This is a genomic window from Streptomyces sp. 11x1, from assembly GCF_032598905.1.
GTDB lineage: Bacteria > Actinomycetota > Actinomycetes > Streptomycetales > Streptomycetaceae > Streptomyces.
The window spans coordinates 6,428,287-6,445,338 of the sequence record NZ_CP122458.1; the positions used below are offsets into that span (position 1 = coordinate 6,428,287).

At 67.7% G+C, this 17,052-nt stretch carries 9 protein-coding genes and 3 rRNA genes; 7 read left to right on the forward strand and 5 right to left on the reverse strand.

What is annotated here, in order from left to right; translation table 11 throughout:
• The first annotated feature begins 264 nt into the window (after positions 1-264).
• The 3 genes from P8T65_RS28270 to rrf all read left to right on the forward strand — a co-directional run bounded on the left by P8T65_RS28270 (position 265) and on the right by rrf (position 5,435).
• Positions 265-1,790: ribosomal RNA gene (locus P8T65_RS28270) — 16S ribosomal RNA — on the forward strand.
• A 308-nt stretch (positions 1,791-2,098) separates the two neighbouring features.
• Positions 2,099-5,222, forward strand: a 23S ribosomal RNA gene (locus P8T65_RS28275).
• Positions 5,223-5,318: 96 nt separating this feature from the next.
• Positions 5,319-5,435: ribosomal RNA gene (gene rrf, locus P8T65_RS28280) — 5S ribosomal RNA — on the forward strand.
• The 16S, 23S and 5S rRNA genes sit together here, the layout of an rRNA operon.
• 104 nt (positions 5,436-5,539) lie before the next feature.
• Here rrf and P8T65_RS28285 read toward each other — a convergent pair.
• Genes P8T65_RS28285 through P8T65_RS28305 form a run of 5 tightly spaced genes read right to left on the reverse strand, consistent with a single transcriptional unit; the run spans position 5,540 to position 11,153 of the window.
• Entirely contained in the window at positions 5,540-6,850 is a 1,311-nt protein-coding gene (locus P8T65_RS28285) for a DUF58 domain-containing protein (RefSeq protein WP_316728021.1), read from the reverse strand.
• Positions 6,850-7,839 (reverse strand): MoxR family ATPase, encoded by a 990-nt coding sequence (locus P8T65_RS28290; protein WP_316731764.1) that lies wholly within the window; start codon positions 7,837-7,839, stop codon positions 6,850-6,852. Before P8T65_RS28290 ends, P8T65_RS28285 begins: the two co-directional genes overlap by 1 nt.
• Positions 7,839-9,032: a DUF4350 domain-containing protein gene (locus P8T65_RS28295; RefSeq protein ID WP_316728022.1), complete on the reverse strand. Its 1,194-nt coding sequence runs from the start codon at positions 9,030-9,032 to the stop codon at positions 7,839-7,841. The genes P8T65_RS28290 and P8T65_RS28295 overlap by 1 nt, the downstream gene beginning before the upstream one ends.
• The gene (locus P8T65_RS28300) at positions 9,029-9,718 is read right to left on the reverse strand and encodes a DUF4129 domain-containing protein (RefSeq protein WP_316728023.1); all 690 of its coding nucleotides are present in this window, start codon (positions 9,716-9,718) and stop codon (positions 9,029-9,031) included. Before P8T65_RS28300 ends, P8T65_RS28295 begins: the two co-directional genes overlap by 4 nt.
• Before the next feature lie 40 nt (positions 9,719-9,758).
• Positions 9,759-11,153 (reverse strand): glycerophosphoryl diester phosphodiesterase membrane domain-containing protein, encoded by a 1,395-nt coding sequence (locus P8T65_RS28305; RefSeq protein WP_316728024.1) that lies wholly within the window; start codon positions 11,151-11,153, stop codon positions 9,759-9,761.
• Between the two features lie 140 nt (positions 11,154-11,293).
• Between P8T65_RS28305 and mtnA the strand changes: the two genes are divergently transcribed.
• The 4 genes from mtnA to P8T65_RS28325 all read left to right on the forward strand — a co-directional run bounded on the left by mtnA (position 11,294) and on the right by P8T65_RS28325 (position 17,042).
• Complete coding sequence (mtnA, locus tag P8T65_RS28310; protein ID WP_316728025.1) at positions 11,294-12,439, forward strand: S-methyl-5-thioribose-1-phosphate isomerase; 1,146 nt, start codon at positions 11,294-11,296, stop codon at positions 12,437-12,439.
• An 8-nt stretch (positions 12,440-12,447) separates the two neighbouring features.
• On the forward strand, positions 12,448-13,137 hold the full coding sequence (gene mtrA / locus P8T65_RS28315; RefSeq protein WP_189823911.1) for a two-component system response regulator MtrA: 690 nt from the start codon (positions 12,448-12,450) through the stop codon (positions 13,135-13,137).
• A gap of 1 nt (position 13,138) precedes the next feature.
• Positions 13,139-15,232, forward strand: coding sequence for an MtrAB system histidine kinase MtrB (gene mtrB, locus P8T65_RS28320; protein ID WP_316728026.1), 2,094 nt, complete (start codon positions 13,139-13,141; stop codon positions 15,230-15,232).
• Positions 15,233-15,311: 79 nt separating this feature from the next.
• On the forward strand, positions 15,312-17,042 hold the full coding sequence (locus P8T65_RS28325) for an LpqB family beta-propeller domain-containing protein (protein WP_316731765.1): 1,731 nt from the start codon (positions 15,312-15,314) through the stop codon (positions 17,040-17,042).
• Positions 17,043-17,052 lie beyond the last annotated feature (10 nt).

The window sequence follows — 17,052 nt, forward strand, 5'->3', positions numbered from 1 at the left end:
TAGGGTTGGAAACGCAAGACCGAAGGGAAACTGCCCGGAGGAAAGCCTGAGAACAGCTCGGGTGAGTACAAAGGAAGCGTCCGTTCCTTGAGAACTCAACAGCGTGCCAAAAATCAACGCCAGATATGTTGATACCCCGTTCCTGGCCGATCTCGGCTGGGGCGAGGTTCCTTTGAAACAAACACAGCGAGGATGCTGTGAACCATCGGACTATTCCTCCGGTGGTTCCGCTCTCGTGTGTGTGCACCGGATTACCGGTAAACATTCACGGAGAGTTTGATCCTGGCTCAGGACGAACGCTGGCGGCGTGCTTAACACATGCAAGTCGAACGATGAACCACTTCGGTGGGGATTAGTGGCGAACGGGTGAGTAACACGTGGGCAATCTGCCCTTCACTCTGGGACAAGCCCTGGAAACGGGGTCTAATACCGGATACGACACTCTCGGGCATCCGATGAGTGTGGAAAGCTCCGGCGGTGAAGGATGAGCCCGCGGCCTATCAGCTTGTTGGTGAGGTAACGGCTCACCAAGGCGACGACGGGTAGCCGGCCTGAGAGGGCGACCGGCCACACTGGGACTGAGACACGGCCCAGACTCCTACGGGAGGCAGCAGTGGGGAATATTGCACAATGGGCGAAAGCCTGATGCAGCGACGCCGCGTGAGGGATGACGGCCTTCGGGTTGTAAACCTCTTTCAGCAGGGAAGAAGCGAAAGTGACGGTACCTGCAGAAGAAGCGCCGGCTAACTACGTGCCAGCAGCCGCGGTAATACGTAGGGCGCGAGCGTTGTCCGGAATTATTGGGCGTAAAGAGCTCGTAGGCGGTCTGTCGCGTCGGATGTGAAAGCCCGGGGCTTAACCCCGGGTCTGCATTCGATACGGGCAGACTAGAGTGTGGTAGGGGAGATCGGAATTCCTGGTGTAGCGGTGAAATGCGCAGATATCAGGAGGAACACCGGTGGCGAAGGCGGATCTCTGGGCCATTACTGACGCTGAGGAGCGAAAGCGTGGGGAGCGAACAGGATTAGATACCCTGGTAGTCCACGCCGTAAACGGTGGGAACTAGGTGTTGGCGACATTCCACGTCGTCGGTGCCGCAGCTAACGCATTAAGTTCCCCGCCTGGGGAGTACGGCCGCAAGGCTAAAACTCAAAGGAATTGACGGGGGCCCGCACAAGCAGCGGAGCATGTGGCTTAATTCGACGCAACGCGAAGAACCTTACCAAGGCTTGACATACACCGGAAACGGCCAGAGATGGTCGCCCCCTTGTGGTCGGTGTACAGGTGGTGCATGGCTGTCGTCAGCTCGTGTCGTGAGATGTTGGGTTAAGTCCCGCAACGAGCGCAACCCTTGTTCTGTGTTGCCAGCATGCCCTTCGGGGTGATGGGGACTCACAGGAGACTGCCGGGGTCAACTCGGAGGAAGGTGGGGACGACGTCAAGTCATCATGCCCCTTATGTCTTGGGCTGCACACGTGCTACAATGGCAGGTACAATGAGCTGCGAAGCCGTGAGGCGGAGCGAATCTCAAAAAGCCTGTCTCAGTTCGGATTGGGGTCTGCAACTCGACCCCATGAAGTCGGAGTTGCTAGTAATCGCAGATCAGCAGTGCTGCGGTGAATACGTTCCCGGGCCTTGTACACACCGCCCGTCACGTCACGAAAGTCGGTAACACCCGAAGCCGGTGGCCCAACCCGTAAGGGAGGGAGCTGTCGAAGGTGGGACTGGCGATTGGGACGAAGTCGTAACAAGGTAGCCGTACCGGAAGGTGCGGCTGGATCACCTCCTTTCTAAGGAGCATCTAGATCTCGCAAGAGATCCAGGGCCACAACGTCGGCGAACGTCCGACGGTGGTTGCTCATGGGTGGAACGTTGATTATTCGGCCGGTTTCACGGGCCGGAGGCTGTTAGTACTGCTCGCAAGAGCGTGGAAAACATGATCTCCGGACGGAATCCGGTCGGGCACGCTGTTGGGTGTCTGAGGGCACGGCCGTGTGGCTGCCTTCAGTGCCGGCCCCGGTGCACTCGAATCTACTGGTTCGGGGTGATGGGTGGTTGGTCGTTGTTTGAGAACTGCACAGTGGACGCGAGCATCTGTGGCCAAGTTTTTAAGGGCGCACGGTGGATGCCTTGGCACCAGGAACCGATGAAGGACGTGGGAGGCCACGATAGTCCCCGGGGAGTCGTCAACCAGGCTTTGATCCGGGGGTTTCCGAATGGGGAAACCCGGCAGTCGTCATGGGCTGTCACCCGCTGCTGAACACATAGGCAGTGTGGAGGGAACGCGGGGAAGTGAAACATCTCAGTACCCGCAGGAAGAGAAAACAACCGTGATTCCGGGAGTAGTGGCGAGCGAAACTGGATGAGGCCAAACCGTATGCGTGTGAGACCCGGCAGGGGTTGCGTATACGGGGTTGTGGGATCTCTCTTCTGTTGTCTGCCGGCAACAGGACGAGTCAGAAACCGTTGATGTAGGCGAAGGACATGCGAAAGGTCCGGCGTAGAGGGTAAGACCCCCGTAGCTGAAACATCAGCGGCTCGTTTGAGAGACACCCAAGTAGCACGGGGCCCGAGAAATCCCGTGTGAATCTGGCGGGACCACCCGCTAAGCCTAAATATTCCCTGGTGACCGATAGCGGATAGTACCGTGAGGGAATGGTGAAAAGTACCGCGGGAGCGGAGTGAAATAGTACCTGAAACCGTGTGCCTACAAGCCGTGGGAGCGTCGCGCATTGAGTTTACTCAGTGCGTCGTGACTGCGTGCCTTTTGAAGAATGAGCCTGCGAGTTTGCGGTGTGTTGCGAGGTTAACCCGGGTGGGGTAGCCGTAGCGAAAGCGAGTCCGAACAGGGCGACTCAGTAGCACGCTCAAGACCCGAAGCGGAGTGATCTAGCCATGGGCAGGTTGAAGCGGAGGTAAGACTTCGTGGAGGACCGAACCCACCAGGGTTGAAAACCTGGGGGATGACCTGTGGTTAGGGGTGAAAGGCCAATCAAACTCCGTGATAGCTGGTTCTCCCCGAAATGCATTTAGGTGCAGCGTCGTGTGTTTCTTGCCGGAGGTAGAGCACTGGATAGGCGATGGGCCCTACCGGGTTACTGACCTTAGCCAAACTCCGAATGCCGGTAAGTGAGAGCGCGGCAGTGAGACTGTGGGGGATAAGCTCCATGGTCGAGAGGGAAACAGCCCAGAGCATCGACTAAGGCCCCTAAGCGTACGCTAAGTGGGAAAGGATGTGGAGTCGCAGAGACAACCAGGAGGTTGGCTTAGAAGCAGCCACCCTTGAAAGAGTGCGTAATAGCTCACTGGTCTAGTGATTCCGCGCCGACAATGTAGCGGGGCTCAAGCGTACCGCCGAAGTCGTGTCATTCCAGCATGAGGGCCAACGCCCGCTGGGATGGGTAGGGGAGCGTCGTGTGCCGGGTGAAGCAGCCGCGGAAGCGAGTTGTGGACGGTTCACGAGTGAGAATGCAGGCATGAGTAGCGATACAAACGTGAGAAACGTTTGCGCCGATTGACCAAGGGTTCCTGGGTCAAGCTGATCTGCCCAGGGTAAGTCGGGACCTAAGGCGAGGCCGACAGGCGTAGTCGATGGATAACCGGTTGATATTCCGGTACCCGCTGTGAAGCGTCAAACATTGAACCAGGCGATGCTAAGTCCGTGAAGCCGTCCCGGATCCTTCGGGTGAAGGGGAGTGGTGGAGCCGACGAACCAGACTTGCAGTAGGTGAGTGATGGGGTGACGCAGGAAGGTAGTCCATCCCGGGCGGTGGTTGTCCCGGGGTAAGGGTGTAGGACGTCGGGTAGGTAAATCCGCCTGGCACATAGTCTGAGACCTGATGCCGAGCCGATTGTGGTGAAGTGGATGATCCTATGCTGTCGAGAAAAGCCTCTAGCGAGTTTCATGGCGGCCCGTACCCTAAACCGACTCAGGTGGTCTGGTAGAGAATACCGAGGCGTTCGGGTGAACTATGGTTAAGGAACTCGGCAAAATGCCCCCGTAACTTCGGGAGAAGGGGGGCCACACCTGGTGATCCGATTTACTCGGTGAGCTGGGGGTGGCCGCAGAGACCAGCGAGAAGCGACTGTTTACTAAAAACACAGGTCCGTGCGAAGCCGTAAGGCGATGTATACGGACTGACGCCTGCCCGGTGCTGGAACGTTAAGGGGACCGGTTAGTCACTCTTCGGGGTGGCGAAGCTGAGAACTTAAGCGCCAGTAAACGGCGGTGGTAACTATAACCATCCTAAGGTAGCGAAATTCCTTGTCGGGTAAGTTCCGACCTGCACGAATGGCGTAACGACTTCTCGACTGTCTCAACCATAGGCCCGGTGAAATTGCACTACGAGTAAAGATGCTCGTTTCGCGCAGCAGGACGGAAAGACCCCGGGACCTTTACTACAGTTTGATATTGGTGTTCGGTTCGGCTTGTGTAGGATAGCTGGGAGACTGTGAAGCTCGGACGCCAGTTCGGGTGGAGTCGTCGTTGAAATACCAGTCTGGTCGTGCTGGATGTCTAACCCGGGTCCGTGATCCGGATCGGGGACAGTGTCTGATGGGTAGTTTAACTGGGGCGGTTGCCTCCCAAAGGGTAACGGAGGCGCCCAAAGGTTCCCTCAGCCTGGTTGGCAATCAGGTGGTGAGTGTAAGTGCACAAGGGAGCTTGACTGTGAGACCGACGGGTCGAGCAGGGACGAAAGTCGGGACTAGTGATCCGGCGGTGGCTTGTGGAAGCGCCGTCGCTCAACGGATAAAAGGTACCCCGGGGATAACAGGCTGATCTTCCCCAAGAGTCCATATCGACGGGATGGTTTGGCACCTCGATGTCGGCTCGTCGCATCCTGGGGCTGGAGTCGGTCCCAAGGGTTGGGCTGTTCGCCCATTAAAGCGGTACGCGAGCTGGGTTTAGAACGTCGTGAGACAGTTCGGTCCCTATCCGCTGTGCGCGTAGGAGTCTTGAGAAGGGCTGTCCCTAGTACGAGAGGACCGGGACGGACGAACCTCTGGTGTGCCAGTTGTTCTGCCAAGGGCATGGCTGGTTGGCTACGTTCGGGAGGGATAACCGCTGAAAGCATCTAAGCGGGAAGCCTGCTTCGAGATGAGGACTCCCACCCCCTTTGAGGGGTTAAGGCTCCCAGTAGACGACTGGGTTGATAGGCCAGATATGGAAGCCTGGTAACGGGTGGAGTTGACTGGTACTAATAGGCCGAGGGCTTGTCCTCAGTTGCTCGCGTCCACTGTGTTGGTTCTGAAACCACGAACAACCCCATTTCTCATGTGTCATGAGGGAAGGTGCGGTATTCATAGTTTCATAGTGTTTCGGTGGTCATAGCGTGAGGGAAACGCCCGGTTACATTCCGAACCCGGAAGCTAAGCCTTACAGCGCCGATGGTACTGCAGGGGGGACCCTGTGGGAGAGTAGGACGCCGCCGAACAATTTTTGAGAAAGCCCCTGCCGGGTTACCGGCAGGGGCTTTCTGCATTTACGGCTGGTTTTTGCCGGGCGTCCCCCTCCACGGGGAATGAAATGAAATGGGAATTAGAGGCGCCCGGCAGCCTTCAGTGACAGGTAGGCGTCTGCCAGAGCCGGCGGCAGGTTGTCGGGTGTCGCGTCGACGACCGTGACGCCGTGGCGACGCAGTTGATCGGCAGTGCGGTGGCGGTCCGCTTGGGCCTGGGCGGCCGCGGCGGCCTCGTAGACCGCATCCGTGGTGCCTCGGGAGTTCGCCATGCGGGCGATGTGCGGATCTGCCACGGAGGCCACCACGACCGTATGGCGTTGGGTGAGGCGGGACAGGACGGGGAGGAGGCCCTGTTCGACGGGGGCCGCGTCGAGGGTGGTGAGGAGGACGATCAAGGCTCGGCGAGGCGCCGTACGGAGCGCGGTGGCGGTGAGGCCCCGGGCGTCCGTTTCGACGAGCTCGGGTTCCAGCAGAGCCATGGCGTTGACCAGGGACGGGAGGACGTCTCCCGCTGTGCGGCCCTGGACCAGGGCGCGTACGCGACGGTCGTAGGCCAGCAGGTCCACGCGGTCGCCGGCGCGGGAGGCCAGGGCGGCCAGGAGCAGGGCCGCGTCCAGGGAGGCGTCGAGGCGGGGGGCGTCGCCCACACGGGCCGCCGAGGTTCGGCCGGTGTCCAGGACGAGGAGGATGTGGCGGTCGCGTTCGGGACGCCAGGTGCGTACGGCCACCGAGGACTGTCGGGCTGTGGCGCGCCAGTCGATGGAGCGGGTGTCGTCGCCGGGGATGTACTCGCGGAGGCTGTCGAACTCCGTGCCCTCGCCCCGGGTCAGGACGCTGGTGCGGCCGTCCAGTTCACGCAGGCGGGCCAGTTTGGACGGCAGGTGCTTGCGGCTGGTGAACGGGGGGAGCACCCGTACGGTCCAGGGCGCTCGGTGGCTGCCCTGGCGGGCGAAGAGGCCGAGAGGGCCGTACGAGCGGATCGTGACCCTGTCCGCCTGGCGGTCGCCCCGGCGGGTGGGGCGCAGGCGGGTGGTGATGCGACGGCGCTCGCCCGGGGGGATCGTGAGCCGGTGGCGGGACGCAGTCACTTCGGTGCCGGGGAGCCAGCTGCTGGGGGGCCAGGCGTCGCGGAGGTGGGCGCGCAGGGGGCGGCCGGAGGGGTTGGTGACCGTGAGGGTGACGTCCGCGCTCTCGCCCAGGCGTGCGGAGGTGTCGCCGGAGCGCAGGAGACCCAGGCGGCGCACGGGTGCGGCGAGGGCGTAGTCGCAGGCGCAGGCCAGGGCCAGCGGGGCGTTCACGGCCAGGATGCCCGTCCAGCTGGGTTCCCAGATGCCTACGGGAAGGGTGCCGAGAGCCGCGAGGAGTGCGGCGCGTCCGGTGGGGGCCATCAGCGGGGCACGGGGACGTGGGTAAGGATCGCGTTGATGACCGAGTCGGCCGTCACGCCCTCCATCTCGGCCTCGGGGCGGAGTTGGACGCGGTGGCGCAGGGTCGGAAGTGCGAGTGCCTTCACGTCGTCGGGGATGACGTAGTCGCGGCCCGTCAGCCAGGCCCAGGCGCGGGATGCCGCGAGGAGAGCCGTGGCGCCTCGGGGGGAGACGCCGAGGGTGAAGGACGGGGATTCGCGGGTGGCGCGGCAGATGTCCACGACGTAGGCGGTGATCTCGGGGGAGATCGTCGTCTTGGCCACGGCGGTGCGGGCGGCTTCGAGGTCGGCGGCGTTCGCGACGGGGCGTACGCCGGCGGCGCGCAGGTCGCGGGGGTTGAAGCCCTCGGCGTGCCGGGTGAGGACGTCGATCTCGTCCTGCCGGGACGGGAGGGGGACCGTCAGTTTGAGGAGGAAACGGTCCAGTTGGGCTTCGGGGAGGGGATAGGTGCCCTCGTACTCGATGGGGTTCTGGGTCGCGGCGACCAGGAACGGGTCCGGGAGCGGGCGGGGGGTGCCGTCGACCGTGACCTGGCGTTCCTCCATGGCCTCCAACAGGGAGGACTGGGTCTTCGGCGGGGTGCGGTTGATCTCGTCCGCGAGGAGGAGGTTGGTGAAGACCGGGCCGGGCTGGAAGGAGAACTCGGCGGTGCGGGTGTCGTAGACGAGGGAGCCGGTGACGTCGCTCGGCATCAGGTCCGGGGTGAACTGGACGCGCTTGGTGTCGAGATCGAGCGCGGATGCGAGAGCCCGCACGAGCAACGTCTTGGCCACCCCGGGGACTCCTTCCAGCAGGACGTGTCCGCGGCAGAGGAGGGCGACGACGAGACCGGTCACGGCGGGGTCCTGGCCGACCACGGCTTTGGCGATCTCGGCGCGCAGGGCCTCCAGGGCGGCACGGGCGGTGCCCGGGTCCCCGGTGGTCCCGGCGTTGTCAGTGGTCGGGTCCATCATGAACGGCGTACCTCTCTTTCGAGGGCGTCGAGTTGGTCGGTCAGGGCGATGAGGGCCTTGTCGTCGCCGGGCGGCGGGCCGAAGAGGAGGGTGTGCAGGGGCTGTCCGTCGCCGTGGAGGTGCGTGGACAGGGCGGGGAGCAGGGCCTCGGGCGTGTGAGCTCGGGAGACGGGGACACCTACGAGGGGGGCGAGGCGCGTGCGGGTGGTGGAGCGAAGAGCGGCGGCCGCGCGGTCACGGGCGTTGGCCTTGCGGTAGAGGCGGGCGCGGCCTTCGACGGTCTCGGAGGCGCGGATCGCGACGGGGAGTCTCTCGGGCACCAGGGGGCCCAGTCGGCGTGCCCGCCAGAGGGCGGCGAGGGCTCCGGCGACGAAGAGTTGCAGGGTGCCCCAGAACCAGCCCGAGGGGAGCAGGTCGAAGAAGCTGCGGTTGCCCGCGTCGGCGGCCGAGTCGTCGGAGAGCGAGGGGAGGTACCAGACCACATGGGGGCGCGAGCCGAGGAGTTGGAGGGCGAGGGAGGCGTTGCCCTGCTCGTCGAGGCTGCTGTTGAGGAGGATGTCGGGGGCGCCGAGGACGACGGTGTCGCCGTCTCCCTCGGCCGCCGGGACGCGCACCAGGGTGGGCAGGCCGTCCTCGGGGTAGCAGGCGTCGGCCGCGCGAGCGGTGACGTGGTAGCGGAGCCCGCCGGTGTCGGCGCTGCCCGCTCGGCGGGCGGCGGGCAGTTCGCAGCGGGGCCTGAGGGTGGAGTCGAGGCTGAGGGCCGCGTCGGCGGTGACTCCGGGGGCGAGGGTGTGCACGGACGGCGGGCCGGGGGCGACGAGGACCGTGCGGCCGCCGGAGGCCTCGGTCGCCTCGCGAAGGCTGCGCTGCTGCGAGTCGGTGAGCAGGTCGGGGACTGCGACCAGGAGGGTGGTGTCGGGGCCGGCGGCGGCGCGTGCCTCGTCGAGGGTGGTGACCAGTCGGGTGGACACGCCCCGGTCGTCGAGGAGTTCGGCGACGGCGCGGCTGCCGTCGGTGTCGGCGGAGCGGGGGTCCAGGCGGCCGTGTTCGGCGCCGGAGCGGATCACGGCGATCACGGCTGCGGCCGCCAGGAGGACGACCGCCGCGAGGACGACACCGCGCGCGCGGGTCCACACCTGACGGGCCGTGGGCGAGACCGAGGTGGAGGGGGGCGTGGTCCCGGTGGTCATTCGGCGGCTCCCGGGTGGGTGTTCCGGGCCGTGCTCGCGGTGCTGGAGGTGCTGCGCGCCGGGTCGGGCTTGGTGCGCTCCAGGTCGGTGTCGAGGTCGGCGAGGCGGCGGTACGTTCCTTCGGTGGCGGAGCGGCCGCCGTACGTGACGTCGTCGAAGTCCCGGGCGGCGGTGCGCAGTCGGTCCGTGTGGGCGGGGAGCACCGAGCCCGCCTCGGAGGCCGCCTCGTCGGCGGTGCGGCCGGGGCGCACGTCGAGCAGGGCGCGTTCCTCCAGCGAGCGGACGACGGCGCGCATGCGTTCCTGGACGGCTTGGTTCCAGTGGCCCTGGGCGGCCTGGGCCTCGGCGGCGGCGCGGTGTTCCGTGGCGCTGCGGGGCCGGTCGTCGAAGAGCACGGCGGAGGAGGTGGGGGCGCGGCGCGGGGTGCCGAGGCGCCACCACAGTGCTCCGAGGAGGGCGAGGACGGCCAGGACGATGACGACGAGGCCGAGTGTGCCGCCGGGTGTGGCAGTGGAGGCGGCGCCGAACACCTTGTCGAGCCAGTCCCAGAAGGCGTCCAGGGCGCGCTCGTACCAGCTGGGGTCGTTCTGGTGGTACATGCCCTTGGACAGCTCGCGTCGGGCCGCCTCCCGCGCGGGATCGCGCGGGAGGGTGATGGGCGGCTCGTCCGCCGTGAGCCACGACATCGGTACGGCTGTCAGTGCTCCCCCCGACCGTGTCACCCCATCAGCTCCCCGGGGTGGCGCCCGGTGCGTCGCCGTAGCCCTGGAGGCCGGCGGCGCGGCCCAGTTCGAGGTCGAGGGCCTCGCGGCGGATGCGCTGGTCGATGTAGAGGAGCACGGTGACACCGGCGCTGATCGGGAAGGTGAGCGTGGAGCCGATCACCGCGCCGACGCCGCTGATGACGAGGTAGGTCCAGCCCAGAGCGGTTCCGCCGGTGGAGAGGAGGCCGGAGATGCCGTCGCCGTCGAGGGCCGCGCCTGCGAGGGAGAAGGGGATCACGACGATCGACGCGACGACGTAGGCGATGATCGCGGCGAGCAGCTGGATGCCGAGGACGCGCCACCACGAGCCGCGCACGAGCTTGACGGAGCGGCTCATCGACTTGCGGACTCCCTGCTTCTCCAGCATCAGGGCGGGAGAGGCGAGGGAGAAGCGGATCATCAGCCACACGGTGAGGACGAAGGCGCCGAGGCCGCCGAGGAGGGCGAGGAGTACACCGGCTCCGGTGGAGCCGCCCGCGGCGACCAGGACGCCGGGGGTGATGCCCACGGTCATGATCAGGCCGGCGATCACGAGGAGCAGGACGGTCAGGCCGCCCAGGCGCAGGAGCTGCGGGCGGGCGTCCCGCCAGGCCTCGGCGGTGGTGACCGACTTGCCGAGGACGGCGCGGCTGGTCACGGTCGTGAGCAGGGCCGTCGCGATGATGGTGCCCAGCAGGGAGATCACCATGACGACGGAGGTGCTCAGCAGGGTGTCGCCGAGGGCGCGGCCCAGTTCGCCGGGGGTGGCGGTCGGGTCGTTGAGGGCGTCCGTGCTCGCGGTGTCGTTGAGGACGAGGCCCTGGAGCAGGATGACCCCGATCTGGGTGACGACCGCGACGGTCAGGGAGATGCCGAGGACCGTGCGCCAGTGCGTGCGCATGGTGGAGACGGCGCCGTCGAGGATCTCGCCGATGCCGAGCGGGCGCAGCGGGATCACACCGGGCTTCGCGGCGGGTGGCGGGCCTCCCCAGCCGCCGCCCCAGCCGGGAGCGCCGTATCCGGGGCCGGGGGCGCCGTATCCGGGGTGGCCGCCGGGGGCTCCGGGGCCGCCGGGCGGGCCGTAGCCGCCGGGAGCGGGATGCTGGGGGCCGGGGTGGCCGCCCCAGCCCGGGACGGGCGGGGGTGGTGGCGAGGTCTGGCCGGGGGCCTGCGGGTTCGGAGCGGACCACTGGGCGGGCGGCGGCTGGGCCTTGGACCACTTGGACGGCGGCTGCGCCTGGTCCGTGCCGGGCCGGTCCGCCGGCTGTGCCTGGCCGGTGCCGGTCGTGTCCGTCGGCTGTGCGGCGTCCTGCTGGTCCGGCTGCTCGCCGCCCGAGGGGGCGGATCCGGGCGAGGCCCAGCCCGGAGTGTCCTTCATCGTCGCTCCTTCACGGTGCTCGTCCGCGGTCGCGGCGGCAGGTTGGCGCCCATCGTGCCACGCGGTGTCCGGGAAGTGACCGGGGGCCGTATCCGCTGCGCACCTTCAATTGTCCGACGGATACGGGGCAGACTGACCGCATGGCTGATCAGTACGCGCGATCCGGCGACGACATCGGGCCGACCGAGATACCGGCGATCCGTTGGGACGAGCCACCCGAAGGCCCCGTCCTGGTCCTTCTCGACCAGACGAGACTGCCGGCCGAGGAGGTCGAGCTGGTCTGCACGGACGCGCCCGCGCTGGTGGAGGCGATCCGTTCGCTCGCCGTGCGCGGGGCGCCGCTGCTGGGGATCGCCGGGGCATACGGCGTCGCGCTCGCCGCCGCGCGGGGCTTCGACGTGGAGGACGCCGCCGACGCGCTGGAGGGCGCCCGGCCCACCGCGGTGAACCTCGCGGTCGGGGTGCGACGGGCTCGGGCCGCGCACCGGGCCGAGCTCGGTCGCACGGGGGACCAGAAGCAGGCCGCGGAGGCGGCGCTCGCCGCGGCGCGGGCGCTGCACCGGGAGGACGCCGAGGCCAGTACCCGTATGGCCGCGCACGGGCTGGCGCTGCTCGACGAGCTGCTGCCGGGCGGTGGGCACCGGGTGCTCACGCACTGCAACACCGGGGCGCTGGTCTCGGGTGGTGAGGGCACGGCGTTCGCGGTGGCGCTCGCGGCGCACCGGGTGGGGCGGCTGCGGCGGCTGTGGGTGGACGAGACGCGGCCGTTGCTGCAGGGCGCCCGGCTGACCGCTTATGAGGCGGCGCGCAGCGGAATGGCGTACACCTTGCTCACGGACAATGCCGCGGGCTCCTTGTTCGCCGCGGGTGAGGTGGACGCCGTGCTGGTGGGTGCCGACCGGATCGCCGCCGACGGTTCGGTGGCGAACAAGGTCGGGACCTATCCGCTCGCAGTGCTCGCCCGGTACCACCATGTGCCGTTCATCGTGGTGGCGCCGGTGACGACGGTGGATCCGGGCACCCCGGACGGGGCGTCCATCGAGGTGGAGCAGCGCGCGGGGCATGAGGTGACGGAGATCACGGCACCGCAGGTGCCGGTGGCGGGAGCGGAGGCGGGAGGTGGGATCGCGGTGGCACCCCTGGGGACCCAGGCGTACAACCCGGCGTTCGATGTGACGCCGCCCGAGTTGGTGACGGCGATCGTCACCGAGGAGGGGGTTGTTTCGCCAGTGACCGGTGAGGCGCTGGCAGGGCTGTGTGACAGGTCACGCCAGGTAACGATTTAGTTAATGGGATGATGGCATTCATGAAGGGACGAGTCCTTGTCGTCGACGACGACACCGCACTGGCCGAGATGCTCGGCATTGTGTTGCGTGGTGAAGGTTTTGAGCCGTCTTTCGTAGCCGACGGCGACAAGGCGCTGGCCGCGTTCCGTGAGGCGAAACCGGACCTGGTGCTGCTGGATCTGATGCTGCCGGGCCGGGACGGAATCGAGGTGTGCCGTCTGATCAGGGCGGAGTCCGGGGTGCCGATCGTGATGCTCACGGCCAAGAGCGACACCGTCGATGTGGTCGTGGGCCTGGAGTCGGGCGCGGACGACTACATCGTGAAGCCCTTCAAGCCGAAGGAGCTGGTCGCCCGGATCCGGGCCCGGCTGCGGAGGTCGGAGGAGCCGGCGCCGGAGCAGCTCGCCATCGGTGACCTGGTCATCGATGTGGCCGGGCACTCCGTGAAGCGCGAGGGGCAGTCCATCGCGCTGACGCCGCTGGAGTTCGATCTGCTGGTCGCGCTGGCGCGCAAGCCGTGGCAGGTGTTCACCCGTGAGGTCCTGCTGGAGCAGGTCTGGGGGTACCGCCACGCGGCGGACACCCGGCTGGTGAATGTTCACGTGCAGCGGCTGCGTTCCAAGGTCGAGAAGGACCCGGAGCGGCCGGAGATCGTGGTGACCGTCCGTGGTGTCGGATACAAGGCAGGGCCCAGCTGACATGTCCGGTGACAGTGCCGCTTCGGCGCCCGGCCAGCCGGGGACCCGCGCGGAGCGGCCTGTCGGCCGGAAGACGGGTTCCCGCTGGGGGCGTCTCCTCGACGGCGGGTTGCTGCAGGGCGGGGTCCAGGGCAGCCCGGTCCTGAGGCTGTTCATGCGCTGGGTGCGTCGACCGCTGCTGCCCGTGATGCGGCTGTGGCGACGCAACATCCAGCTCAGGATCGTGGTGACGACCCTGCTGATGTCGCTCAGCGTCGTGCTGCTGCTGGGCTTCGTCGTCATCGGGCAGGTCCGTAACGGGCTGCTGGACGCCAAGGTCAAAGCCTCGCAGAGCCAGGCCACCGGTGGTTTCACCGTCGCCGAGCAGAAGGCGGTCAGCGACGCGGACGGGACGGGGAACGACAGCACGGAGCCGGGCGGCGACCGGTCGCAGAACGTCGTCGAGTGGATGACCACCCTGGTGGACTCGCTCTCCAGTGGTGGCCAGGGCGCGTTCGACGTCGTGACGCTCAGCCCCGCCTCCGCCGACGGCGACACCGGGGGGCTCGCACCGCGTGCCTCCGGGGGTGTGCAATGGGACCTCAGTGTGCCAGTGGAGCTGCGTGAGCGGGTCGACGACGGCACCAGTGCCGTCCAGAGCTATACGCGGATCCACTACGACAACGGTCAGGAGTCCCAGCCGGGGCTGATCATCGGCAAGCAGGTCAGCGACCACAAGAGCAACCAGTACGAGCTGTACTACCTCTTCCCGCTCACTCAGGAGGAGAAGTCCCTGAGTCTGGTCAAGGGGACGCTGGCGACGGCCGGGCTGTTCGTGGTCGTGCTGCTCGGGGCGATCGCCTGGCTGGTGGTGCGGCAGGTGGTCACGCCCGTGCGGATGGCGGCGGGGATCGCCGAGCGGCTGTCCGCCGGGCGTCTTCAGGAGCGGATGAAGGTCAGCGGCGAGGACGACATCGCGCGGCTCGGCGAGGCCTTCAACAAGATGGCGCAGAACCTCCAGCTGAAGATCCAGCAGTTGGAGGACCTGTCGCGGATGCAGCGGCGGTTCGTCTCCGACGTGTCGCACGAGCTGCGGACGCCGCTGACGACGGTGCGGATGGCGGCGGACGTCATCCATGACGCGCGCGTGGACTTCGACCCCGTGACCGCCCGGTCGGCCGAGCTGCTGGCCGATCAGTTGGACCGGTTCGAGTCACTGCTGGCGGACCTGCTGGAGATCAGCCGGTTCGACGCGGGTGCGGCGGCCCTGGAGGCCGAGCCGATAGATCTGCGCGAGGTCGTGCGGAAGGTCGTCAGCGGGGCCGAGCCGCTCGCCGAGCGCAAGGGGACCCGGATACGGGTGCTGGGGGACCAGCAGCCCGTCGTGGCCGAGGCCGACGCCCGACGGGTGGAGCGGGTGCTGCGCAACCTCGTGGTCAATGCCGTGGAGCACGGCGAGGGCAAGGACGTCGTGGTCAAGCTCGCGGCGGCCGGCGGCGCGGTGGCGGTCGCGGTGCGGGACTACGGAGTGGGCCTCAAGCCGGGCGAGGCGACGCGGGTGTTCAGCCGTTTCTGGCGTGCGGACCCGGCGCGCGCGCGTACCACCGGTGGTACGGGTCTGGGGCTGTCGATCGCCCTGGAGGACGCCCGGCTGCACGGGGGCTGGCTGCAGGCGTGGGGTGAGCCGGGCGGCGGTTCCCAGTTCCGGCTCACGCTGCCGAGGACGGCGGACGAGCCGCTGCGCGGGTCCCCGATACCGCTGGAACCGAAGGACTCCCGGCGCAACCGCGGACTCAGCGACGCCGGTCTGCCGCTCGGCGGTGGCGGCAAGCTCGCCACGGTGCCGGTCCAGGCCGGTGAGCACGGTGGCGCGCGGGCGGCCATAGGGCCCCGGCCGGGCGCCGGACAGGCTCCTACGGCGGACCCGACGGCACTGCCGGGCAGCGGCGCGCGTGTGGTGCCCCGGCCCGGCTCACCGTCCGCGGCCCCGTCCCCGGCGGTGCCCGCGCGGCGGACCGGGGACGGCGAAGGACGCGAGGGCCGCGCCGAGGAGCAGCCGGCCGAGAGCGCCGTGGAGCGGCAGCACGATCAGGGGGAGGCATTCCGTGGACGCTGACCGCGCGAAACGCGGGCGTCCGGTGCGGGCGACGGCGTACGTCGGCATCGGTGCCGTACTGCTGGCGGGGTGCGCCTCGATGCCGGACAGCGGGAACATGGGCGATGTCGAGTCCACGCCAAGGCAGGACGCCAAGGTGCGGGTCTTCGCGCTGCCGCCCGCACCGGATGCCGAGCCGCAGGAGATCGTGCGGGGTTTCCTGGAGGCCCTGACCAGCGACGATGTGAACTACGAGACGGCCCGCAAGTACCTCACGGGTGACGCGCTGAAGACCTGGGACCCGGAGGGGTCGACCACCGTCCTCGACGAGGCACCCACCGCTTTCACCCGGGTCACGGGGGAGCGGCCGGAGGCCGACGAGTACGGGTTCGAGCTGTCCGGGAAGAACGTCGCCCGGGTCGACGGGCAGCACGCGTACACGCCCACCGGCGGTCAGTACCGCAAGCCCGTGCACCTCACACGCGTGAAGGAGACCGGGCAGTGGCGCATCGACGAGCTGCCGCAGGGTGTGGTGCTCGGCCGCTCGGACTTCGAGCGCAACTACGAGTCCATCAACAAGTACTACTTCACCTCCGCCGCGCAGTCCGGTGAGCCGGGGACGGTCGCCGACCCCGTCTACGTGCGCAGCCAGGTCGACCCGGTGACCCAGGTGGTCCGGGATCTGCTGAAGGGCCCCACCAGCTGGCTCAACCCGGTCGCGAGGACGAGTTTCCCGTCCGGTACGGCCCTGCTGAAGGGCACGAAGGCTCTGACGCCGGACGACCAGAACAGGCTGGTCGTGCCGCTGAACAAGAAGGCCGACCGAGTCTCGGACAGCAGGTGCCGGGAGATGGCGGCCCAACTCCTGTTCACGCTCCAGGACTACATGCCCACGGGTGTGGACGAGGTGGAGCTGCAGCGGTCGAACGGCGCCCTGTTGTGTGCGCTCGGAGAGAACGACGCCCGTACGGTCGCCTCGCACGGCGTCGACGGGGGCGCGGGGTACGAGTACCTCATCGACGGTGACCACAAGCTCGTGCGGCTGTCCGATCGGGATCCGGTGACGACGCCGTCGCCCGTTCCCGGGGCGCTCGGTGAAGGCGAGAAGCAGCTGAGGTCCGCGGCCGTGTCGCGTGGCGAGGACCGGGCGGCGGGGGTGTCGGCCGACGGCATCGAGCTGTATGTGACACCGCTGACGGCCGGGGGCACGCTCGGCGATCCCGTGCTGCGCAGCGGTGGTGCCACCGCGAAGGACCGGCTGACGAGGCCCAGTTGGGACGGGCGGGGCGACCTGTGGGTGGCCGACCGCGATCCCGAGAAGCCGCGGCTGCTGGTCCTGGCGGACGGTATGGGTGAGCCGCTGGAGGTCCGGACGCCCAACCTCGACGGGCGCATCGAGGCGGTGCGGGTGGCCGCCGACGGGGTGCGCATCGCGCTGATCCTGGAGAGCAAGGGCAAGCGGGCGCTCTACATCGGGCGCATCGAGCGGGACGCCGACGCGGAGAGCACCACCGTCTCGATCGTCGAACTGCGGTCCGTGACGCCGGACCTGGAGGACGTCACCGCCATGTCGTGGGCCGGCGACAGCCAGCTCGTGGTCGTGGGGCGCGAACCCGGTGGGGTGCAGCAGATGCGGTACGTCCGGGTCGACGGCTCCCCGATACCGGGTTCCGGGCCCTCCGCGCTCACCGGCGTGGAGGAGATCGCCGCGTCCGAGGACGAGAGCCAGCCGCTGGTCGTGCACTCGGCCGACGGCATCGTGCGGCTGTCGCCGGGACAGCAGTGGCAGACGGTGGTCAAGGAAGGGTCGGCGCCGGTCTATCCGGGGTGAGGGCCGGGTG